The following is a 21,675-nucleotide window of genomic DNA, read 5'->3' on the forward strand; positions in this document are numbered from 1 at the left end:
AGCCCCAAGAGGCCAAGCCCCCGCCGCGCAGCCCAGACACATATCGGCCCCTGCCCGAACGAGCAGGGAAGGGGAAAGCCAGGGCCCGCCCCGGATCCCGGGGGCGAGCCCCCCGCCAGGCGGCACAGACGCATATCGGTACCGCGAGACGCGACTCCGCCGCCTGCGGGGCTCCGCACCAGGACCCAGCCCCAAGGGGCCAAGTCGCTGCCGCGCGGCGCAGACGCATATCGGCCCCTGCGGGAAGGGGCGGGGAAGGGGAAAGATCCGCCGGACACCCCGTAGGGTCCCCACATGATCGCGACGCTTCAATGCACCGTCATCGACTGCCCCGACCCCGCCGCGCTGGCCGCCTTCTACGGCAAGATCCTGGGCTGGCGGGTGAACGACAGCGATCCCGAGTGGGCGACCCTGACGGCCGAGGACGGCCGTAAGCTGGCCTTCCAGCTGGCGCCGGACCACCAGGCGCCGCGCTGGCCGGATCCGGCCCACCCGCAGCAGATCCATCTGGACTTCGACGTGGAGACGCGCGCGGACGCGGAGCGGGCGCAGCAGGAGCTGATCGAGCTCGGGGCGACGTTCCTGCACGACAGCGGCGGGGAGCGGGCGGGGTTCCGGGTCTTCAACGATCCGGCCGGGCACCCGTTCTGCATCTGCTACGGACAGACACAACTGAGCTGACGGCGACGCTGATGGAGCTCATAGAGGAGCTCATGCGGCTGGCCGGGGCCGGCACGGTGGCCGGGCCCCGGTCAGCTCCCGTCGAAGGCGATGCTGAGGAGGGGTCAGCCGCCGAGCTGGGTCGCGCCCGCCTTGATGTCCTTGGCGAAGGTGCTCACCTCGGTGTAGACGCCGGGCTTACCGGGCCGTGCGCAGCCCTCGCCCCAGCTGACGATGCCGACCTGGATCCACTGGCCGCTGTCGTCCTTGCGGAACATCGGACCGCCGGAGTCGCCCTGGCAGGTGTCCACGCCGCCCTGAGCCATCTTCCCGGCGCAGATCTCCTCGCCGGGGACGAGCTCGTCGTACGCGGACTTGCAGGTGGCGTCGTCGACGAACGGCACGGTGGCCTTGAGCAGGTAGCGCTGCTGGCCGCCGCCCTCGACCGCGGCGCCCCAGCCGGCCACGGTGAAGTCGCCCTTGTTGTAAGCCGTGGTCTCGGCGATCTTCAGGGTGGGCTGGTTGATCGGCTTGGCGAGCTTGATGAGCGCCCAGTCCTTGCCGGTGCCGTTGTAGCCCGGGGCCTGGAGCACCCGGGTGGACTTGACCTTGATGGCGCTCGAGCTCTGGAGGTCCACGACGCCCGCGGTGGCCGTGATGGAGGTGTTGGCGCCGGAGCCGTCCACACAGTGGGCGGCGGTGAGCACGATGTCCTGGGTGTAGAGGGCGCCACCACAGCCCATGGACAGCCGGACCATGAAGGGGAATTCGCCCTGGGCGGCGCGGGTGCCGCCGACCACGGAGGGGCTCGGCTCGGGGCCGGTGGGCTGGGCGTTGGCGCTGCCGGGGGTGAGGCTGAAGGCGGCGAGGGCGACCGCGCCGAGGGCCGAGGCTCTCTTGATGTGCTTCAGCGTGTTCCGCAACGGACTGTCCTTTCGTGGGGGGTTCGGGGGCGCATGTCAGGCTCATGCCAAGCATCGATCCGCGGCTCCGCCGCATGACAAAAATCCGGAAACCTCTCCGAAATCCCGTGGATGAGCCGGTAAAACGCCCTGTGATTATGTGGACCGGGTGAACGGGGTGACAAGGGTCGGTTTCCAGCCAGCGCGGCCTACCCACTGCCCCGCCGAACGACCGTAAGGTTGACGTGAGACAGGGCGCACGGCTGGCGACGGGCACGGGGTGACGGCGTGGCGGCACCGGGCAGCGACATCGAGCACGGCTATCCCCACCTGGACACCGTCCGGGCCGCGATCACCGCGCTCTACCACCGCCTGTCCCGCGACACGGTGGACACCTTCGGACTCAGCGTGGTCCCCGGCGATGTGGCCTTCGCCGACCAGGACGACCTCTACCTGGGCGTCCAGCGGGTGGCCCGGGTCATGGTGCAGCACCTGCGGCTGCCGGACGCCCGGATGATCGTGAGCTTCCGGGAGATGCGGCACGCGGGAAACGTGGAGCTGGCCGCGGGCCCGGAGTACTTCATCGAGCTCAACTCCCGCTTCAAGACCCACCGTCGGGACATCGGCGCGGCCCTGGCCCATGAGGTCACGCATGTGTATCTGCACCGCCTGGACCTGTCGTTCCCCGGCACACGGGACAACGAAATCCTCACCGACACCACCGCCGCCTATCTCGGCACGGGCTGGTTGCTGCTCGACGCCTACCGCCAGGACTCGGTTTCCAGCCAGAAACTGGGCTATCTGACACCGGAGGAGTTCGGCTACGTCCTGGCCATGCGCGCGCTGCTCTTCGACGAGGACCCCTCCCCCTGGTTCACCTCTCCGCAGGCGTACGAGGCGTACACCAAGGGGCTGGAGCTGGCCCGCCGCGAGCAGGCCCGGCCGCCGCTCACCACCGCCGGCTGGACCGGCCGCCGCCGCTACGCCAAGGACCGCCGGTCGGCCCAGTCCGGCCACCCCTCCCCCACCGGAGGGGACTACGCCTTCGACGCCGGCCCTCCGCTGAGCGTCTCCTTCCCCTGCCCGACCTGCCGTCAGCGCATCCGGGTCCCGGTGCGCGGACGACTGCGGGCCCGCTGCGGGCTGTGCCGCACGGTGCTGGAGTGCGACACGTGACGCGGCACCTGGCCACGTGACGCGGCACCTGACCACGTGAACGCGGCTGCTGACGCGGCGCCGGTCCGTGGCGCCGTACGGACCTGGAGTGCGCTCGACGTCGTACGCTCGCCTGCATGAGCCCCTCCATCGCCACCAACACCCAAGTCGGCCTCGACGAGCTGCTGGAGTTCGTACGCCCGCGCCACCGTGCGCTGCTGATGACCCGCCGGACGGATGGCTCGCCCCAGGCGTCCCCGCTGACCTGCGGAGTCGATGACTCCGGCCGGATCGTCATGTCCACCTACCCCGAGCGCGCCAAGGTGCGCAACGCCAAGCGCGACCCCGCCGTGAGCCTCGTCGTGCTGTCCGACGAATGGAACGGCCCGTGGGTGCAGATCGACGGCACCGCCGAGGTGATCGACACCCCGGAGTCCGTCGAGCCGCTGGTCGAGTACTACCGCAATATCGCGGGCGAGCACCCCGACTGGGACGAGTACCGCGAGGCCATGCGCAAGCAGGGCAAGTCGCTGATCCGGGTCACCCCCGAGCGCTGGGGCCCGGTGGCCACGGGCGGCTTCCCGGCCCGGCTGGTGGAGGACGAGGGCTGACGGCGCCCGGCGGTGTTCAGCACTTCCCCGCGCGCCCGTAGAGCACGATCCGCATCCCGGTGACGTCCCTGACGGCGCATCGGTGGAAGTGCTCCGCGAGCACCTGCCGTTTCACCCGCTCCTGAGGGGTGTCGTCCAGCGGCTGGCCGGGCGGGTCGTTCACCGTGACGATCCGCCCGGCCGTCAGCATCCGGGCCCGGATCAGCGGTGCGGGCAGTTCGATGCCGTGCAGGGTGCCCGAGGGGATCGCGTGCCGGGCCGGCGCCAGCTCCCGCAGGCCCCGGAAATGCCCCGGGCTGGACATGATCGGCTCCCGGCGCCGGGCGGGCAGGAAGAGCACCCCGTCGCCGGGTCGGCTCAGCTCCCGTACGGCGCGCGCGGCCGCGAGGGGGTCGTCGAGCCGGCTCTGCGGGGTCCGCAGATGGAGGGAGTACGGCAGCAGGGCCACCACGGCGGCCACCGCCAGCCCTCCGGCCAGCGCCCGTGGGGCGGCGACGGTGCGCGACAGCGCGTCCAGCCGGGCCCTGATCAGCAGCGCGAGACCGACGTAGGCGTAGAGCACATACCGGTCGACGTAGAGCGGATGGAGATACGACACCACCAGCAGCGCGGCCGGGGGCAGGATCAGCAGCCCGAGCGCGAGGTCGCGCAGCGGGACGGGCCCGCGCGCGGGCAGGGGCCCCCGGGCGCAGCCGAGGCCCGCCAGGGCGAGCGCGCCGAAGCCGAGCAGCTCGGGCGGGCCCGGCGGGGAGATCCAGCCGACCAGCGCCGCCTGCTGCTGACTGACGATCACCAGCGGCGCCAGCACCACCGCCACCACGGCGGCCGCCTGCCCCCACGCCCAGCCGAAGCGCGCGCCCACCCGGGCCCGGTACAGCGCGACGCCGTGCGCGGCGACGGCCAGGATCGCGAACTCGTGCAGCAGGCAGGCCAGCGAGGCGACGGCGGCGTATCCGGCCCAGGAGCGCTTGCGGGGCCTGGCCACGGCGCTCAGCAGCAGATGCGTGGCCGCGACGACGGCGGCGCAGACCAGGGCGTAGCGGGCGAAGCCTCCAGTGTTCCACCCCCGGCCACGCGTGGTCCGGTGACGAGACGGTGAGCGGCTTGGATGGCGTCCGTCCCGCCCGCCAGGCGGATCCGGCCGCCGCCCATCAGCAGCAGGTAGTCGCAGACGCCGTCGAGTTCGGCGAGCACATGGGTGGAGATGACCACGCCGGTGCCGCGCTCGGCGGCCTCGGCCATCAGGGCGCCCATCATCCGGCGGCGGCGCAGTGAGTCCTGATCGGCCATCGGCTCGTCCAGGAGCAGCAGATCGGCGCGCTTGCCGAGGGCGAGGGCGAGGGCCACACAGGTGCGCTGGCCGCCGGAGAGCGAGCCGACCCGGGCGGACAGCGGCACATCGGCCTCCGCCACCACCCGTTCGGCGGCCCTCTGGTCCCAGCGGGGGTTGAGCTCCCGGCCCAGGCGCAGGGTGTCGGCCACGGAGAAGCGCGGGTAGAGCGGCTTGTCCTGGGCGACGAAGGCGATGCGCTCACGGGTTACGGGATCGGCGGCGGGCCGGCCGAAGACCCGCAGGGTGCCGGTGGTCGGGGTCAGCAGCCCGGCGGCGAGGGACAGCAGGGTGCTCTTGCCGGAGCCGTTCGGGCCCACCAGAGCGCAGATCCGCCCGGCGGGCAGCCGGAAGGCGACGTCTCTGAGGGCCCAGCCGCGTCGGTACTTCCTGCCCAGCCCGGACGCCTCCAGCGCGCCGGACGCGTCGATCTCGTCGGTCACCCGTTCTCCTCGTGTCCACGCTCGCCGGGGGCGGTGGTCTCACCGAAGCGCTCTTCGAGGACCGAGGCCACCAGCGCCGTCACGTCCTCGCGGTCGAGCCCGGCGGCGCAGGCCCGGTCGGTCCAGTCGGCGAGCTCCGCGCGCAGCGGTGAGTCCGCGGCGGCGCCGGGCCGGGCCAGCGACCGGCGGACGAAGGTGCCAAGCCCCGGCCGGGGCTCGACCAGCCCTTCGCGCTCCAGCTCGCGGTACGCCTTCAGGACGGTGTTGGGGTTGATGGCGGTGGCCGCGACGACCTCCTTGGCCGTGGGCAGCCGGTCGCCGGGCTCCAGCAGTCCGAGGCGGAGCGCCTGTTTGGTCTGCTGGACGATCTGCAGATAGGTGGCGATGCCGCTGCGCCGGTCGATGCGGTACTCGACCATCCGCCCTCCACCACCCTTTCACTAATCAGTTAGTGGAATGATGGTGGAGGGCGCCCGAGGGAATGTCAGCCGACCTGGTCAGCCGACCTGGTCAGCCGGCCCGGTGAGTCGGCCCGGGAGAACGTCAGCCGAAACGCCACGCGGCGCCTTCCCCCGGTCGGGATGGGGAAGGCGCCGCGCGGCCGGTCCGTACGCCGTTGTACGGGCGGAGATCCGGGAAAGCCGGGAGACCGGGTCAGACCATGAGGGCCCGGTCGGTGGGGCGGATCGGGGCGGGCAGCTCGCTGGCCCCGGCCAGATAGCGGTCCACCCCGCGCGCAGCGGAGCGGCCCTCGGCGATGGCCCAGACGATCAGCGACTGGCCGCGGCCCGCGTCACCGGCCACGAAGACACCCGGCACATTGGTGGCGAAGTCGGCATCGCGCGCGATGTTGCCGCGCTCGTCCAGCTCCAGGCCGAACTGCTCGACCAGGCCGTTCTTCTGGTCGGTGCCGGTGAAGCCCATGGCGAGGGTGACCAGCTGGGCCGGGATCCTCCGCTCGGTGCCCGGCTTCTGCTCCAGCTTGCCGTCCTTGAACTCCACCTCGATCAGATGCAGCCACTGGACATTGCCGTCCTCGTCGCCCTCGAAGTGGGTGGTGGAGACGGAGTAGATCCGCTCGCCGCCCTCCTCGTGTGCCGAGGTGACCTTGTAGAGCATCGGGAAGGTCGGCCAGGGCTGGCCCGCGGGCCGCTCCTCGCCCGGCCGGGGCATGATCTCCAGCTGGGTGACGGAGGCGGCGCCCTGCCGGTGGGCGGTGCCGACGCAGTCCGCGCCGGTGTCGCCACCGCCGATGACCACGACGTGCTTGCCCTCGGCGGTGATGGGGGACGTGGTGAGGTCGCCCTCCTGCACCTTGTTGGCGAGCGGCAGGTACTCCATCGCGAAGTGGATGCCGTTCAGCTCCCGGCCCGGGACCGGCAGATCGCGCGAGGTGGTGGCGCCGGCCGCGATGACCACGGCGTCGTACCGCTTGCGCAGCTTGGCGGCGTCGATGTCGCGGCCGATCTCGGTCTCGGTGCGGAACTTGGTGCCCTCCGCGCGCATCTGCTCGATACGGCGGTTGATGTGCCGCTTCTCCATCTTGAACTCGGGGATGCCGTAGCGCAGCAGCCCGCCGATGCGGTCGGCCCGCTCATAGACGGCGACCGTGTGACCGGCCCGGGTCAGCTGCTGGGCGGCGGCCAGGCCCGCCGGGCCCGAGCCGATGACGGCGACGGTCTTGCCGCTGAGCCGCTCGGGCGGCTGCGGGGTGACGTCACCGGAGTCCCACGCCTTGTCGATGATGGTGACCTCGACGTTCTTGATGGTCACCGCCGGCTGGTTGATGCCGAGCACACAGGCCGACTCGCACGGGGCGGGGCACAGCCGCCCGGTGAACTCCGGGAAGTTGTTGGTCGCGTGCAGCCGCTCGCTGGCCTCGCGCCAGTCCTCCCGGTAGGCGTAGTCGTTCCACTCGGGGATGAGGTTTCCGAGCGGACAGCCGTTGTGGCAGAACGGGATGCCGCAGTCCATGCACCGGCCGGCCTGCTTGCTGATGATCGGCAGCAGCGAGCCGGGGACGTAGACCTCGTTCCAGTCCTTGACGCGCTCGTCCACCGGGCGGGTCTTGGCGACCTCGCGGTCAGTGCTCAGGAAGCCCTTGGGGTCAGCCATTGATCGCCGCCTCCATCATCTTCTCGTGGGTCTCGGACTCGGAGAGCCCGGCACGCTCGGCGGCGTCCTTGGCGGCGAGCACGGCCTGGTACGTAGCGGGGATGATCTTGCTGAAGCGGGTGCGGGCGGTCTCCCAGTCGTCGAGCAGCGCGCCCGCGACGGTGGAGCCGGTCTCCTCGTGGTGGCGGCGCACCGCGTCGTGCAGCCACCGCTGGTCGGTGTCGTCCAGCGTGCCGACGGCGTCCCGCAGATCGACGTTGACGTTGTCCGGGTCGAGGTCGATCACATACGCGATACCGCCGGACATCCCGGCGGCGAAGTTACGGCCGGTGGGGCCGAGGACGACCGCGTGACCGCCGGTCATGTACTCACAGCCGTGGTCGCCCACGCCCTCGGAGACGACCGTGGCGCCGGAGTTGCGGACGCAGAACCGCTCGCCGACCCGGCCGCGCAGGAACATCTCGCCGCCGGTCGCGCCGTACGCGAGGGTGTTGCCCGCGATCGTCGAGTACTCGGCGAGGTGGTCCGCGCCCCGGTCCGGGCGGACGATCACACGGCCGCCGGACAGGCCCTTGCCCACGTAGTCGTTGGCGTCGCCCTCGAGCCGCAGCGTGACACCGCGGGGCAGGAACGCGCCGAAGGACTGGCCGGCCGAGCCGGTGAAGGTGATGTCGATGGTGTCCTCGGGCAGGCCCCCGCCACCGAACGTACGGGTCACCTCATGGCCGAGCATGGTGCCGACGGTCCGGTTGATGTTGCGGATCGCGACCTGGGCCCGGACCGGCTCGGCGGCCTCGGCGCTCTCGGCGTTCAGCGCGTCGGCCGCCAGTTTGATCAGCTGGTTGTCGAGCGCCTTGGCCAGGCCGTGGTCCTGCTCGATCGCCTGGTGGCGGACGGCGCTCTCGGGCAGTTCGGGCACGTACAGCAGCGGGGCGAGGTCCAGGCCCTGCGCCTTCCAGTGCTGGACGGCGCGGGTGGTGTCCAGCAGCTCGGCGTGGCCGATGGCCTCCTCCAGGGAGCGGAAGCCCAGCTCGGCGAGGAGCTCGCGGACCTCCTCGGCGATGAACTGGAAGAAGTTCACCACGAACTCGGCCTTGCCGCTGTAGCGCTCGCGCAGCACCGGGTTCTGGGTGGCGATGCCGACCGGGCAGGTGTCCAGGTGGCAGACGCGCATCATGACGCAGCCGGAGACCACCAGCGGCGCGGTGGCGAAGCCGTACTCCTCGGCGCCGAGCAGCGCGGCGATCACCACGTCACGGCCGGTCTTCAGCTGGCCGTCGGTCTGCACCACGATACGGTCGCGCAACCCGTTGAGCAGCAGCGTCTGCTGGGTCTCGGCGAGGCCGAGCTCCCAGGGGCCGCCCGCGTGCTTGAGCGAGGTGAGCGGCGAGGCGCCGGTGCCGCCGTCGTGGCCGGAGATCAGCACCACATCGGCGTGGGCCTTGGAGACGCCCGCGGCCACCGTGCCGACACCGACCTCGGAGACCAGCTTGACGTGAATCCGGGCCTGCGGGTTGGCGTTCTTCAGGTCGTGGATCAGCTGGGCGAGATCCTCGATCGAGTAGATGTCGTGGTGCGGCGGCGGGGAGATCAGGCCGACGCCCGGAGTGGAGTGCCGGGTCTTGGCCACCCACGGGTAGACCTTGTGGCCGGGCAGCTGGCCGCCCTCGCCGGGCTTGGCGCCCTGGGCCATCTTGATCTGGATGTCATCGGAGTTGACCAGGTATTCGCTGGTCACGCCGAAGCGGCCGGAGGCCACCTGCTTGATCGAGGAGCGGCGCGCCGGGTCGTGCAGCCGGTCGGAGTCCTCGCCGCCCTCACCGGTGTTGGACTTGCCGCCCAGCTGGTTCATGGCGATGGCGAGGGTCTCGTGCGCCTCCTGGGAGATGGAGCCGTACGACATGGCGCCGGTGGAGAACCGCTTGACGATCTCGCTGACCGGCTCGACCTCGTCGATCGGGATCGAGGGGCGCTCGCCCTTGAAGGAGAACAGACCGCGCAGCGTCATCAGCCGCTCGGACTGCTCGTTCACCCGCTCGGTGTACTTCTTGAAGATGTCGTAGCGGCGCGACCGGGTGGAGTGCTGGAGCCGGAAGACCGTCTCGGGGTCGAAGAGGTGCGGCTCGCCCTCGCGACGCCACTGGTACTCGCCGCCGATCTCCAGCGTGCGGTGGGCGGAGGGGACGCCGGAGGCGGGGTACGCCTTGGCGTGGCGGGCGGCCACCTCCTTGGCGACGACGTCCAGGCCCGCGCCGCCGATCTTGGTGGCGGTGCCGTGGAAGTAGGTGTCCACGAAGGACTCGTCCAGGCCGACGGCCTCGAAGACCTGCGCGCCACGGTAGGAGGCCACGGTCGAGATGCCCATCTTGGACATGACCTTCAGGACGCCCTTGCCGAGCGCCTTGATGAGGTTCTTGATCGCGGTCTCGGCCTCGACACCGGGCAGGAAGGTGCCGGCCCGGACCAGGTCCTCGACCGACTCCATGGCCAGATACGGGTTGACGGCCGCGGCTCCGTAGCCGATCAGCAGCGCGACATGGTGCACCTCGCGGACGTCGCCCGCCTCGACCAGCAGCCCCACCTGGGTGCGCTGCTTGGTGCCGATGAGGTGATGGTGGACCGCGGAGGTGAGCAGCAGCGAGGGGATCGGGGCGTGCTCGGCGTCCGAGTGGCGGTCGGAGAGGACGATCAGCCGGGCGCCGTCCTCGATGGCACGGTCGGCCTCGGCGCAGATCTCGTCCAGCCGGGCGGCGAGCGCCTGACCGCCGCCACCGACCCGGTACAGGCCCGAGAGGTTCGCCGCCTTGAGGCCCGGCATATCCCCGTCGGCGTTGATGTGGATGAGCTTGGCCAGCTCATCGTTGTCGATCACCGGGAAGGGCAGGGTGACGCTGCGGCAGGAGGCCGAAGTCGGCTCCAGCAGATTGCCCTGCGGGCCCAGCGAGGAGATCAGCGAGGTGACCAGCTCCTCGCGGATCGCGTCCAGCGGCGGGTTGGTGACCTGCGCGAACAGCTGGGTGAAGTAGTCGAACAGCAGCCGCGGCCGCTCGGAGAGGGCGGCGATCGGCGAGTCGGTGCCCATCGAGCCGATCGGCTCGGCGCCGGCCTTGGCCATCGGCGCGAGCAGGACGCGCAGCTCCTCCTCGGTGTACCCGAAGGTCTGCTGACGGCGGGTGACCGAGGCGTGGGTGTGCACGATGTGCTCACGCTCGGGAAGGTCGGCCAGGTCGATCAGACCGGCCTCGAGCCACTCGCCGTACGGCTGCTCGGCGGCCAGCTCGGCCTTGATCTCGTCGTCCTCGATGATGCGGTGCTCGGCGGTGTCGACCAGGAACATCCGGCCCGGCTGCAGCCGGCCCTTGCGGACCACCTTGGCCGGGTCGATGTCCAGGACGCCGACCTCGGAGGAGAGCACGACCAGACCGTCGTCGGTGACCCAGTAGCGCCCGGGCCGCAGACCGTTGCGGTCCAGCACGGCGCCGACCTGGACGCCGTCGGTGAAGGTGACACAGGCCGGGCCGTCCCAGGGCTCCATCATCGTGGAGTGGTACTGGTAGAAGGCGCGCCGGGCCGGGTCCATGGAGGGGTGGTTCTCCCACGCCTCGGGGACCATCATCAGCACCGAGTGCGGCAGCGAGCGGCCGCCGAGGTGGAGCAGCTCCAGGACCTCGTCGAAGGTCGCCGAGTCGGAGGCGTCCGGGGTGCAGACGGGGAAGATCCGCTCCAGGCCCTTGTCCCCGAACAGGTCGCTGACCAGCTGGGACTCCCGGGCCCGCATCCAGTTGCGGTTGCCCTGGACGGTGTTGATCTCACCGTTGTGGGCGACGAAGCGGTACGGGTGGGCCAGCGGCCAGCTCGGGAAGGTGTTGGTGGAGAACCGGGAGTGGACCAGCGAGACGGCCGTGGCGAAGCGGCGGTCGGAGAGGTCCGGGAAGAACGGCTCCAGCTGACCGGTGGTCAGCATGCCCTTGTAGACCAGGGTGCGCGCGGACAGCGAGGGGAAGTAGACCCCCGCCTCGCGCTCGGCGCGCTTGCGCAGCATGAACGCCTTGCGGTCCAGGGCCACGCCGGTGCTGGTGCCGTCGGCGACGAAGAGCTGGCGGAAGGCGGGCATGGTGGCCCGGGCGCCGTTGCCCAGCAGCTCGGGGGCGACGGGCACCTCGCGCCAGCCGAGGACGGTCAGGCCCTCCTCGGCGGCGAGCCGCTCGATGTGCTCCGCGGCGGCCGCACCCTCGGTCTCACCCTCCGGGAGGAACGCGATGCCCACCGCGTAGGCACCGGCTTCGGGCAGCTCGAAGCCGGTCACACTGGCCCGCAGGAAGGCGTCCGGAACCTGGACGAGGATGCCCGCGCCGTCGCCGGAGTCGGGCTCGGAACCGGTGGCGCCGCGGTGCTCGAGGTTCCTCAGCACGGTGAGAGCCTGCTCCACGAGCTCATGGCTGGCCTCGCCGGTGAGGGTCGCCACGAAGCCGACGCCACAGGCGTCGTGCTCATTGCGCGGGTCGTACATCCCTTGGCGGGCAGGGTGGGATGCGGAACGCATCGGCTCTCCCGTCGTCGTCATGGCATTTTGCGTGTGCCGAGGGACGACGTTGGCCCTCCGCGAGAATTTCGTGCAGGTTACATGATGGGGCGAATCCCGGGAAGCGGAAATTCCGTTCCATCATGCGGACACCCCAGGGGTGGGGTGAGGTGAGGCAGTACGGGCATTGGGGATGGGGCGACCGGCGTCGCCATGGCGCGGATCGGGCGACACTGCCCAAGCGCTTCGGGCTTATGCCCGCCCGTAAAAGGATCGAAACCGAGGAGTAACGGCGTGATTATGCGGCTCGCCGTATGACTGTCATCCTACGGCCGTTCCGAAGAAAGCGCCCAGGGCATAGGTCACACCCGCCGCCGCCCCACCCAGCGCCAGCTGCCGCAGCCCGGCGTACCACCAGCTCCGGGCGGTCACCCGCGCCACCACCGCACCGCATCCGAACAGCCCGATCAGCGCCAGCACCAGGGCCGGCCACAGCGCCGTGGCGCCCAGCAGGTACGGCAGCACCGGCAGCAGCGCGCCCAGCGCGAAGGAGCCGAACGAGGACACCGCCGCGACCAGCGGCGACGGCAGATCGTCCGGGTCCACGCCCAGCTCCTCGCGGGCATGTATCTCCAGCGCCTGCTCGGGGTCGCGGGAGAGCTGCTCGGCCACCTCACGGGCCAGGGCGGGCTCCACCCCGCGCGACTCGTAGAGCGCGGCCAGCTCCTCCAGCTCGTCCACCGGGTGCTTGCGCAGCTCGCGCCGCTCCACCTCCAGCTCGGCCTGGACCAGATCGCGCTGGGAGGCGACGGAGGTGTACTCACCGGCGGCCATCGAGAAGGCACCGGCCGCGAGGCCGGCCAGCCCGGTGATCACGATGGTCTGCCGGTCCACGGCGCCACCGGCCACACCGGTCATCAGCGCCAGGTTGGAGACCAGTCCGTCCATGGCCCCGAAGACGGCGGGGCGCAGCCAGCCGCCGTTCACATCACGGTGGGTGTGGTTGTCGCGGTGGGCGATGTGCGGTGACTCGGCGCTGTCGATGACGGACATATGAAGATGTGCTCCCTTCGAGAAGGGTGTGGCGATGCGGCCCTCACCCCAACAGTTCGAAGGTACGCACGAATTCCCCTGCTCCGCCAGCAAGGAAGGCCGAACTTACCTCGCTGACCTGCACAAACGCAGAAGGCCGCCGAACCCCGAGGGGTCCGGCGGCCGATGGACGCACATCGGCGCGCGTCAGGGATTCTTGGTGGGCTCCGCCTCGGCGGCCACCGCACCGGCCTCGTCCGCGCCGTCGCTCTTGGCCGGAGCACCGCCGCTCCCGGCCGCGCTCCCTGCCGGGGCGTCGCCGCTCGTCCCGGTGGCCGGGGCCGCGCCGTCCTCGACCGCGGCCGGTTCCACGACCTCCTCGCGGCCCGGGGCCCGCTTCGCGGAGATCACCAGATAGGCCACCGCGGCCAGGAAGACCACGACGGACGTCCAGTTGTTGAGCCGCAGCCCCAGCACATGGTGGGCGTCGTCCACCCGGAGGTACTCGATCCAGAAGCGGCCCACGGTGTACGCCGCGACGTAGAGGGCGAACGCCCGGCCATGCCCCAGCTTGAAGCGGCGATCCGCCCAGATCACCAGCACCGCCACACCGACGCACCACAGCGACTCGTACAGGAAGGTCGGGTGGTACGTGCCGGCCACCCGGCCCGCGTCGGCGTCGCCGTCGATCTTCAGCGCCCAGGGCAGCGTGGTGGCCTTGCCGTACAGCTCCTGGTTGAACCAGTTGCCCCAGCGCCCGATGGCCTGCGCGAAGGCGATCCCAGGGGCGATGGCGTCCGCGTACGCCGGGAGCGGGATCCCCCGGCGGCGGCAGCCGATCCAGGCGCCGACCGCGCCCAGCGCGATGGCTCCCCAGATCCCGAGGCCGCCCTGCCAGATCTTGAAGGCGTCCACCCAGTCACGGCCGTCGGTGAAGTACAGCTCGTAGTCGGTGATGACGTGGTAGAGGCGGCCGCCGACCAGGCCGAAGGGCACCGCCCAGACGGCGATGTCGGCGACGGTGCCGACCCGGCCGCCACGGGCGACCCAGCGCCGCCCGCCGTACCAGACCGCGACGAAGACGCCGATGATGATGCAGAACGCATAGCCGCGCAGCGGGACCGGACCGAGATAGATCACGCCGGACGACGGGCTGGGAATGTAAGCGAGGAGGTCCATGACAGGACCGACGCTACCGTGCCGGGCGGGAGATGCGGCAACCCACCCGGCAACGGCTGCGTAACAAGGATCAGTCGCGGGCCGCCGCGAGGACCATGCGCTTGAGCTTGTCGGGGCTCAGCGGCTTCTTGGGATCGCCGTAGACCGACTTTCCGCCCAGCAGCACGGTCGGCGTGGAGGCATAGCCGGAGTGGGCGAACACGTCGTTGGACTTGCGCACCCACGCGTCGTGCCGGCCGTCCTCGACGCACGTCCGGAAGGCGGGCGTGACCAGCCCGGGGACCTGGTCCGCGAGCTTGATCAGCCTGCCGTTGTCGGCGTACGTGTCCCGGGTCTCCTGGGACTGATGGCGGTAGAGCACATCGTGGTACGCCCGGAACTTCGCCGGGTCCTTGTCCTGGGCGCAGGCCGCCGCGTTGGCGGCGCGGAGCGAACCGGTGCCGCCGAGGTTTCCGTCGATGATCGTCACCAGGTGGTACTCGACCCTCAACCGGCCGGTGTCCTGGAGCTCGTGGACGGTCTTGCGGAAGACGTCCTCGAACTGCTTGCAGCCCGGGCAGCGGAAGTCCTCGTAGACCGTCAGGGTCACCGGGCCCGCCTTGCCCGCCTTCCCCTCCTGCGCGGACTTCTCCGACTTCCCCGAGGGGATCACCAGACGTCCCTTGCCGACAGCTCCGCGCGGTGGCACCAGGGCGCTGCCCGGCTTGCCCGAGTCGTCGTCGGTCCTGGACGCGACCATGCCCACGCCCACCGCCGCGCCGAGGACGGCCACCACCGCCCCCAGGACGCCCAGCGTCCGCTTACGCTTCGCGCGCGCCCGGTCCCGCTCGCGCTGTTCCCGCAGGCGCTCTCGGGCGCCGCGCTTTCCCTCACGATTTCTCTGGCTCACGCCCTCGCCTAACGAGGCGGAGGAGCACCGCTGAGCTCCTCCGCCCCGTTGTTCCCTCGAACGAGCGACCCTCTATCGGGCGGTGCGGACGCCCTCCGCCAGCTCACCCGCGAGCTCGCGCAGCCCCGCCAGACCGGCCTCGGTGTCGCCCTCGGCGTCCAGCAGCCGCTTGACGAAGGCCGAGCCCACGATGACCCCGTCGGCGAACGCCGCGACCTCCGCGGCCTGGGTGGCGTTGGAGACGCCGAGGCCCACGCACACCGGGAGCGTGGTGGTGCCACGGGTGCGCTCCACCAGAGCGCGCGCCTCCTGGCCCACCGATTCCCTCGTTCCGGTGACACCCATCAGGGACGCCGCGTAGACGAAACCGCTGCCCGCCGCCGTGATCTTCGCCAGCCGCTCATCACGGCTGCTGGGCGCGACCACGAACACGGTCGCCAGACCGTGCTGCTCGGCGGCCTTCCGCCAGATCTCCGACTCCTCGACCGGCAGATCGGGCAGGATGCAGCCCGCGCCGCCCGCCTCGGCGAGATCGGCGGCGAACCGCTCGACGCCGTACCGGTCCACGGGGTTCCAGTACGTCATGCACAGGATCGGGGCGCCGGTGCGGGCGTGCACCTCCCCCACCGTGCGGATCACATCGCGGATCCGGACCCCGTTGCGCAGCGCGATGTCGTCCGCGGTCTGGATCACCGGCCCGTCGAGCACCGGATCGCTGTGCGGCAGCCCGACCTCGACGATGTCGCAGCCGCCCTCGATCATGGCGGTCATCGCGTCCACCGCGCCGTCGATGGTGGGGAAACCGGCGGGCAGATAGCCGACGAGCGCGGCGCGCCCCTCGTCCTTGGCGCCCGCCAGGACGGATCCCAGCAGTTCCAGGTTCCCGGCCATCACTTCGCCCCCTCGTCGCCCTGCTGCTCGTAGAGCCCGAAGTACTGGGCCGCCGTGTCCATGTCCTTGTCACCGCGCCCGGAGAGATTGACCAGCACCAGGCCGTCGCCGCCCAGCTCCCGGCCGAGGCCCAGGGCACCCGCGAGCGCGTGGGCGCTCTCGATCGCCGGGATGATGCCCTCGGTCTCCGAGAGCAGCCGCAGGGCCCGCATGGCCTCGTCGTCGGTGACCGCCCGGTACTCGGCGCGGCCGATGTCCTTCAGATACGCGTGCTCAGGCCCGACGCCGGGGTAGTCAAGACCGGCCGAGATCGAGTACGGCTCGGTGATCTGGCCGTCCTCGTCCTGGAGGACGTAGGACCGGGAGCCGTGCAGGATCCCGGGCTCGCCCTGGCTCAGCGTGGCCGCGTGCTCGCCGGTGGCCACGCCGTGCCCGGCGGGCTCGAAGCCGACGATCCGCACGCTCTCGTCCGGCAGGAAGGCGTGGAACAGCCCGATCGCGTTGGAACCGCCGCCCACGCAGGCCGCGACCGCGTCCGGCAGCCGCCCGGTCCGCTCCAGGATCTGCCGCCGCGCCTCCACGCCGATCACCCGGTGGAAGTCGCGCACCAGCGCCGGGAAGGGGTGGGGTCCTGCCACCGTGCCGAAGAGGTAATGGGTGCGGTCCACATTGGCGACCCAGTCCCGGAACGCCTCGTTGATGGCGTCCTTGAGGGTGCGGCTGCCGGACTTCACGGCGATGACCTCGGCGCCCAGCATCCGCATCCGCGCCACGTTGAGCGCCTGCCGCTGGGTGTCGATCTCGCCCATGTAGATGGTGCACTCGAGCCCGAACAGCGCGCACGCGGTGGCCGTGGCCACCCCGTGCTGGCCGGCGCCGGTCTCGGCGATGACGCGGGACTTGCCCATCCGCCTGGTGAGCAGGGCCTGCCCCAGCACGTTGTTGATCTTGTGGGAGCCGGTGTGGTTGAGGTCCTCCCGCTTGAGGAAGACCCGGGCACCCCCGGCGTGCTCGGCGAACCGCGGCACCTCGGTCAGCGCGCTGGGCCGGCCGGTGTAGTTGACCAGCAGATCCTCGAGCTCGGCCGCGAACGCGGGGTCCGCCTTGGCCTTCTCGTACTCGGCGGCGACCTCGTCGACCGCGGCGACGAGCGCCTCGGGGATGAACTTGCCGCCGAAGGCACCGAAATACCCCTCGGCGCTGGGCACCTGGCCCTCCGGGTCAGGGATGAAGAAATCAGAGGACATGCGACGTACTCCTCGATCGGGGCAGCGCCCCGCGACAGGTGGGATGGATGGGGAAGCGTGCGGCGTGCGCTCAGCGCGCTGCCGCCCGGCGCCATCGCCGCCCGTTGATCTGCCCCGGCTCGCATCCGATGTGGTAGCGCACGCGCCGCCCCCGCACCCGCCTCGCGGGCGCGCGGCAGCCCCGGGGCCGACAGCCCCGTGCCAGGCGCGCGTACGTCTCCATGGTCCGCCGATCCCGCCCCGTCGTCAGTCCCGGCCGTGGCGCAGCGCCGGATGGGCGCCCGCCGCCACCAGGTCGGCCACCGCGACCTTGGGGTCGCGCCCGGTCACCAGGGACTCGCCGACCAGCACCGCGTCCGCGCCATCGTTGGCGTAGGCGATCAGGTCGTGCGGGCCGCGCACCCCGGACTCCGCGATCTTGACGATGTGGTCCGGGATCTCCGGTGCGATCCGGGCGAAGTTCGAGCGGTCCACCTGGAGGGTCTTGAGGTCACGCGCGTTGACGCCGATCACCCGGGCCCCGGCGTCGACCGCCCGGACGGTCTCCTCCTCGTCGTGCACCTCGACCAGGGGCGTCAGCCCGATCGACTCGGCCCGCTCGATGAGCGAGACCAGCGCCTGCTGCTCCAGCGCGGCGACGATCAGCAGGATGACGTCGGCGCCGTACGCCCGCGCCTCCCACAGCTGGTACGAAGTGACGATGAAGTCCTTACGGAGCACCGGAATGTCGACCTTCGCCCTTACGGCTTCCAGGTCGGCCAGCGATCCGCCGAAGCGCCGCTGCTCGGTCAGCACGCTGATCACGGCCGCGCCGCCCGCCTCGTAGTCCGCGGCGAGCCCGGCGGGGTCGGCGATCGCGGCGAGCGCGCCCTTGGAGGGGCTGGACCGCTTGACCTCGCAGATCACCTTGACGCTGTCGCCCTTGAGTGCCGCGACACCGTCCTTCGCCGGCTGGGCCTTCGCCGCCCGCTCCTTGAGCTCGTCGAGGGCGACGCGCGCCTGCCGCTCCGCGAGGTCGGCACGGACTCCGTCGATGATCTCGTCGAGCACACTCACCGAGCGGCCCCCTTCCGTGACGGGGATGAAGCTTCTGATCTGTACCGGATGCGGCGGTCCACCGCGTCACCTGGCACTGCGATGGTAGCCGCCGGTAGGCCGAGGTCTCGCATCCGGTTGACGCGGACGCCCGCCACATGCACATACACAACAGCGGTCACGGCACCAGTAGTCCCCCGAACGGGAAATTCCGGACGATTGTGAAGACCAGGGCCAGCACCCCGAGCGCCCCCGCGTGCCACAGCCGCGGCGCCGGGAAGCTTCCGCGTACACACCACACCGCCCAGCAGACGGCGAAGGCCGCGTAACAGCCGACCGCGAGGGCGTTGTCACGCAGCGCGGCCACCAGATCGCCGTGGGCCAGGGCATGGGCGCCGCGCAGCCCGCCGCAGCCGGGGCAGTACAGCCCGGTGAGCCGCAGCAGCGGGCAGACGGGGTAGTGGCCGGGCTCCCGGGGGTCCACGGCGCCGACGTAGCCGAAGGCGGCGAGGACGCCCGCGAGCACGCCGAACGGGGCGGCCAGACGCCGCATCAGGGGGGCGAGGGCGGTCGGCGGTGGTTCGGTCACACCGCCGAGTCTGCCCGGGAATCCACGAAGGCGCAGCTCAGGGCCGGTGCGCCGGCCTCCGTACGGCTCAGTGCCGGGTGCGGTGGAGGCGGGCGCGGCCCTGGGCCGCGCCGGGGCTCAACTCTGGGTCTGCGCCTGCGTCTGGGTCTGCGACTGCGCCGCGGGGCGCGGCTGCGGCGGGTGCTGCGTCTTGGGCATGCCCAGCCCGGCCGCGCGCATCGCCGCGCCGACGACACCGCCGAGGGCGATGATCACCATGCCCGCCCAGAAGCCGAGCGGGTTGGCCGCCACGGTGAACGCGCCGGCGACGCAGAAGCCGATGAAGGCGATGGTGACACCGGTCCAGGCGGCCGGGGTGTGTCCGTGGTTGTGACCCGCCATGAATTCTCCTCGTAGCTGTACGCGCCTGGTCCGGGCGCTCGGGGGCGAACGCTCCCAAGCCATTGTCCCCGATGCGCGAAACGCCCTTGAGCGGGGGTGGGACCTTACGGTGCGAGGCGGGACGGTGGCCCGTGCCCCGGCGGCCCTCAGCAGGTCGGCGGAAGTCCGGCCATGGTCCGGAGGCGCCCTGAAGCGCGGGGCTGCGTCGATGTGCGGCCCCGCCGCGTGGGCGCGACCAACCACGACGGTGCCGCAGACGATCGACGGCGCCTCAGGGCACTTCCGGCGGAGCGCTCAGGCGCCCCGCTCGGCTTCCTCCCGGGCCGGGGCCGCCGGGGCCTCCGTCGGGTCCTGGGCCGCCGGGGCCTCCGTCGGGTCCTCGCCGCGGTCCAGGGCCTTCCACAGCTCCTCGGGACGGTCCGGGTCGGGGGTGGCGCCGCCACGCCGGGCGCGGCCGCGGGCCGGGGGGCCCGCGGTGCCCGCGCGCTCGTACCGGCCGGACATGGCGGGCCAGTGACGCCCGTAGCCCAGGGCGAGCACGCCCGCGAGCAGCAGCAGTACCCCGCCCGCCGCGGCGACCCACGGCCAGGGGGTGTACGCCACGTCGTGGATCGGGCTGTGGGTCAGCCCGCTCACCTTGGACGCCTTCTCCTCCAGCGCCGCCTTGTCGGACGCGCCGAGGGCGGAGCTGATCACGATGCCCGCGCCGCTGAGGGCCAGCAGCGCCGCGACGACGACGCGGCCGAGGCGGCGCACGGCGAAGACGGCGACCAGCGCGGCGAGGCCGACGACCGCGAGGGCACCGGGGAGTCCGGTGATGTCATCGCCGTTGGCGCTCTGCGAGAGGGATCCCTGGGCGACGGAGGCGGTGCCCTCGGCCCATTTGCGGCTGGTGGCCAGCAGGACCAGGGCGGCGCCGAGCGCACCGGCGAGCAGGGCGATGGCAAGGCTGCTTCGGCGGCCGCGCGCGGCGGAGGCGGAGGGCTCGTGCTCGGCCCTGGGCTGGGGTACGGCTGCTGCAGTCACGCCTACCACTATCCCCCACACGGGTACGGGATCGTTCCCGGGTGGGGGATATGGGACCTACCGGGAGCCACTGGCCATCGGGAACCACCGCCCTGGGGAGCCACCGGCCACCGGGTCACCGCCACTCCGGAAGCCACCGGCCACCGGGGCACCGCCACTCCGGGAGCCACCGGCCACCGGGAACTACCGCCCCAGACGGCTCGCCGCGTGCACCGCCCGCAGCACCGCCGCCGCCTTGTTGCGGCACTCCGCGTCCTCGGCCACCGGATCGGAGTCGGCGACGATCCCGGCGCCCGCCTGGACATACGCCGTGCCCTCGCGCAGCAGCGCGGTGCGGATGGCGATCGCGGTGTCGGAGTCCCCCGCGAAGTCGAGATAGCCGACGCAGCCGCCGTACAGCCCGCGGCGGCTCGGCTCCAGCTCCTCGATGATCTGGAGCGCCCGCGGCTTGGGGGCGCCGGAGAGGGTGCCCGCGGGGAAGCATGCGGTGAGCACGTCGAACGCCGTACGGCCCTCGGCGAGGCTGCCGGTGACGGTCGAGACGATGTGCATGACATGGCTGTAGCGCTCGATCGACATGAAGTCGACGACCTCCACACTGCCCGGCTCGCAGACCCGCCCGAGGTCATTGCGCCCGAGGTCGACGAGCATCAGGTGCTCGGCCCGCTCCTTGGGGTCGGCGAGCAGCTCCTCGGCGAGCGCGGCGTCCTCCTGCGGGGTGGCCCCCCGGTGGCGGGTGCCGGCGATGGGGTGCAGCATCGCCCGGCCGTCCTCGACCTTGACCAGGGCCTCGGGGCTGGAGCCCACCACATCGAAGCCCTCGAACCGGAAGAGGTACATATAGGGGCTCGGGTTGGTGGCGCGCAGCACCCGGTAGACGTCGAGGGCGCTGGCCGAGCACGGCGTCTCGAACCGCTGCGAGGGGACGACCTGGAACGCCTCGCCCGCGCGGATGCGCTCCTTGATGTCGTCCACCGCTTCCATGAAGTCCTCGCCGCCCCACAGCGCGGTGTACTCGGGCAGCTCGGAGTCGGGGAGCGCGGCGGGGTCGGTCGCGACGGGGCGGACCAGGTCGGCGGCCATCGCGTCGAGCCGGGCCACGGCGTCCGCGTACGCCTCGTCCACGCCCGTGTCGAGGTCGTTGTGGTTGATCGCGTTGGCGATCAGCAGCACGGTGCCGTCCCAGTGGTCCAGCACCGCGAGGTCCGAGGTGAGCAGCATGGTCAGCTCGGGCAGGCGCAGATCGTCCCGGCCGTGCTCGCCGACCTTCTCCAGGCGGCGGACGATGTCGTAGCCGAGGTAGCCGACCATGCCGCCGGTGAAGGGCGGCAGCTGGGCCAGCCCGCCGAGGTCCCTGGAGGTGTGCAGGGCCTCGACGGTGGCGCGCAGCGCCTGGAGGGGGTCGCCGTCGGTGGGGACGCCGACCGGCGGGGTGCCCAGCCAGTGGGTGCGGCCGTCGCGTTCGGTGAGGGTGGCGGAGCTGCGGACGCCGATGAAGGAGTAGCGGGACCAGGAGCGGCCGTTCTCGGCGGATTCGAGGAGGAAGGTGCCGGGGCGCTCGGCGGCCAGCTTGCGGTAGAGGCCCACGGGGGTGTCACCGTCCGCGAGCAGCTTGCGGCTCACGGGGATGACGCGGCGGTCGGCCGCCAGCTTGCGGAAGGTCTCGAG

Annotated in this window: 20 protein-coding genes; 3 read left to right on the forward strand and 17 right to left on the reverse strand. The window is 71.8% G+C overall.

Annotated features, from left to right (window positions below; all coding sequences use genetic code 11):
• Window positions 1-294: 294 nt before the first annotated feature.
• Window positions 295-681, forward strand: coding sequence for a VOC family protein (locus GWI24_RS18560; protein ID WP_210947065.1), 387 nt, complete (start codon window positions 295-297; stop codon window positions 679-681).
• 104 nt (window positions 682-785) lie between these two features.
• Here GWI24_RS18560 and GWI24_RS18565 read toward each other — a convergent pair whose 3' ends face one another.
• Window positions 786-1,583: a trypsin-like serine protease gene (locus tag GWI24_RS18565; protein ID WP_210947066.1), complete on the reverse strand. Its 798-nt coding sequence runs from the start codon at window positions 1,581-1,583 to the stop codon at window positions 786-788.
• Between the two features lie 267 nt (window positions 1,584-1,850).
• On the opposite strand from GWI24_RS18565, the gene GWI24_RS18570 reads away from it, so the two are divergent.
• Together GWI24_RS18570 and GWI24_RS18575 are read left to right on the forward strand one after the other, a co-directional pair.
• Window positions 1,851-2,738, forward strand: a complete 888-nt coding sequence (locus GWI24_RS18570; protein WP_210947067.1) for a hypothetical protein — start codon at window positions 1,851-1,853, stop codon at window positions 2,736-2,738.
• A 116-nt stretch (window positions 2,739-2,854) separates the two neighbouring features.
• Window positions 2,855-3,328, forward strand: coding sequence for a PPOX class F420-dependent oxidoreductase (locus GWI24_RS18575; protein WP_210947068.1), 474 nt, complete (start codon window positions 2,855-2,857; stop codon window positions 3,326-3,328).
• A 16-nt stretch (window positions 3,329-3,344) separates the two neighbouring features.
• Here the strand turns inward: GWI24_RS18575 and GWI24_RS18580 are convergent, their stop codons facing one another.
• The 16 genes from GWI24_RS18580 to GWI24_RS18650 all read right to left on the reverse strand — a co-directional run.
• On the reverse strand, window positions 3,345-4,313 hold the full coding sequence (locus GWI24_RS18580; protein WP_247616564.1) for a hypothetical protein: 969 nt from the start codon (window positions 4,311-4,313) through the stop codon (window positions 3,345-3,347).
• Window positions 4,314-4,318: 5 nt separating this feature from the next.
• A complete protein-coding gene (locus tag GWI24_RS18585; protein ID WP_308343754.1) occupies window positions 4,319-5,101 on the reverse strand; it encodes an ABC transporter ATP-binding protein in 783 nt (260 codons plus the stop codon).
• A complete protein-coding gene (locus tag GWI24_RS18590; protein ID WP_210947069.1) occupies window positions 5,098-5,520 on the reverse strand; it encodes a GntR family transcriptional regulator in 423 nt (140 codons plus the stop codon). The genes GWI24_RS18585 and GWI24_RS18590 overlap by 4 nt, the downstream gene beginning before the upstream one ends.
• Before the next feature lie 235 nt (window positions 5,521-5,755).
• Window positions 5,756-7,216, reverse strand: a complete 1,461-nt coding sequence (locus tag GWI24_RS18595) for a glutamate synthase subunit beta (protein ID WP_210947070.1) — start codon at window positions 7,214-7,216, stop codon at window positions 5,756-5,758.
• Entirely contained in the window at window positions 7,209-11,759 is a 4,551-nt protein-coding gene (gltB, locus tag GWI24_RS18600; protein ID WP_210947071.1) for a glutamate synthase large subunit, read from the reverse strand. Before gltB ends, GWI24_RS18595 begins: the two co-directional genes overlap by 8 nt.
• 300 nt (window positions 11,760-12,059) lie before the next feature.
• Entirely contained in the window at window positions 12,060-12,791 is a 732-nt protein-coding gene (locus GWI24_RS18605; RefSeq protein WP_210947072.1) for a VIT1/CCC1 transporter family protein, read from the reverse strand.
• A gap of 186 nt (window positions 12,792-12,977) precedes the next feature.
• Entirely contained in the window at window positions 12,978-13,949 is a 972-nt protein-coding gene (gene lgt, locus GWI24_RS18610) for a prolipoprotein diacylglyceryl transferase (protein ID WP_210947073.1), read from the reverse strand.
• 70 nt (window positions 13,950-14,019) lie between these two features.
• Window positions 14,020-14,838 carry a thioredoxin domain-containing protein gene (locus GWI24_RS18615; protein ID WP_210947074.1) on the reverse strand — a complete coding sequence of 273 codons (819 nt, stop codon included), beginning with the start codon at window positions 14,836-14,838 and terminating at the stop codon, window positions 14,020-14,022.
• Window positions 14,839-14,910: 72 nt separating this feature from the next.
• Window positions 14,911-15,729, reverse strand: a complete 819-nt coding sequence (gene trpA / locus GWI24_RS18620; RefSeq protein ID WP_210947075.1) for a tryptophan synthase subunit alpha — start codon at window positions 15,727-15,729, stop codon at window positions 14,911-14,913.
• Window positions 15,729-16,976, reverse strand: coding sequence for a tryptophan synthase subunit beta (trpB, locus tag GWI24_RS18625; protein ID WP_210947076.1), 1,248 nt, complete (start codon window positions 16,974-16,976; stop codon window positions 15,729-15,731). The genes trpA and trpB overlap by 1 nt, the downstream gene beginning before the upstream one ends.
• A gap of 70 nt (window positions 16,977-17,046) precedes the next feature.
• On the reverse strand, window positions 17,047-17,199 hold the full coding sequence (trpM, locus tag GWI24_RS46860) for a tryptophan biosynthesis modulator TrpM (protein ID WP_369075658.1): 153 nt from the start codon (window positions 17,197-17,199) through the stop codon (window positions 17,047-17,049).
• 23 nt (window positions 17,200-17,222) lie between these two features.
• Window positions 17,223-18,032 carry an indole-3-glycerol phosphate synthase TrpC gene (trpC, locus tag GWI24_RS18630; RefSeq protein ID WP_210947077.1) on the reverse strand — a complete coding sequence of 270 codons (810 nt, stop codon included), beginning with the start codon at window positions 18,030-18,032 and terminating at the stop codon, window positions 17,223-17,225.
• 157 nt (window positions 18,033-18,189) lie between these two features.
• Window positions 18,190-18,564: a DUF2752 domain-containing protein gene (locus GWI24_RS18635; RefSeq protein WP_210947081.1), complete on the reverse strand. Its 375-nt coding sequence runs from the start codon at window positions 18,562-18,564 to the stop codon at window positions 18,190-18,192.
• 153 nt (window positions 18,565-18,717) lie between these two features.
• Window positions 18,718-18,981 (reverse strand): HGxxPAAW family protein, encoded by a 264-nt coding sequence (locus GWI24_RS18640; RefSeq protein WP_210947078.1) that lies wholly within the window; start codon window positions 18,979-18,981, stop codon window positions 18,718-18,720.
• Window positions 18,982-19,275: 294 nt separating this feature from the next.
• Window positions 19,276-20,007 carry a TIGR02234 family membrane protein gene (locus GWI24_RS18645; RefSeq protein WP_210947079.1) on the reverse strand — a complete coding sequence of 244 codons (732 nt, stop codon included), beginning with the start codon at window positions 20,005-20,007 and terminating at the stop codon, window positions 19,276-19,278.
• A 183-nt stretch (window positions 20,008-20,190) separates the two neighbouring features.
• Window positions 20,191-21,675, reverse strand: a 1,485-nt coding sequence (locus GWI24_RS18650; RefSeq protein WP_210947080.1) for an anthranilate synthase component I, incomplete at its 5' end; no start/stop codon positions are given.

This window comes from Streptomyces sp. MK37H, from assembly GCF_018035285.1.
GTDB lineage: Bacteria > Actinomycetota > Actinomycetes > Streptomycetales > Streptomycetaceae > Streptomyces > Streptomyces endocoffeicus.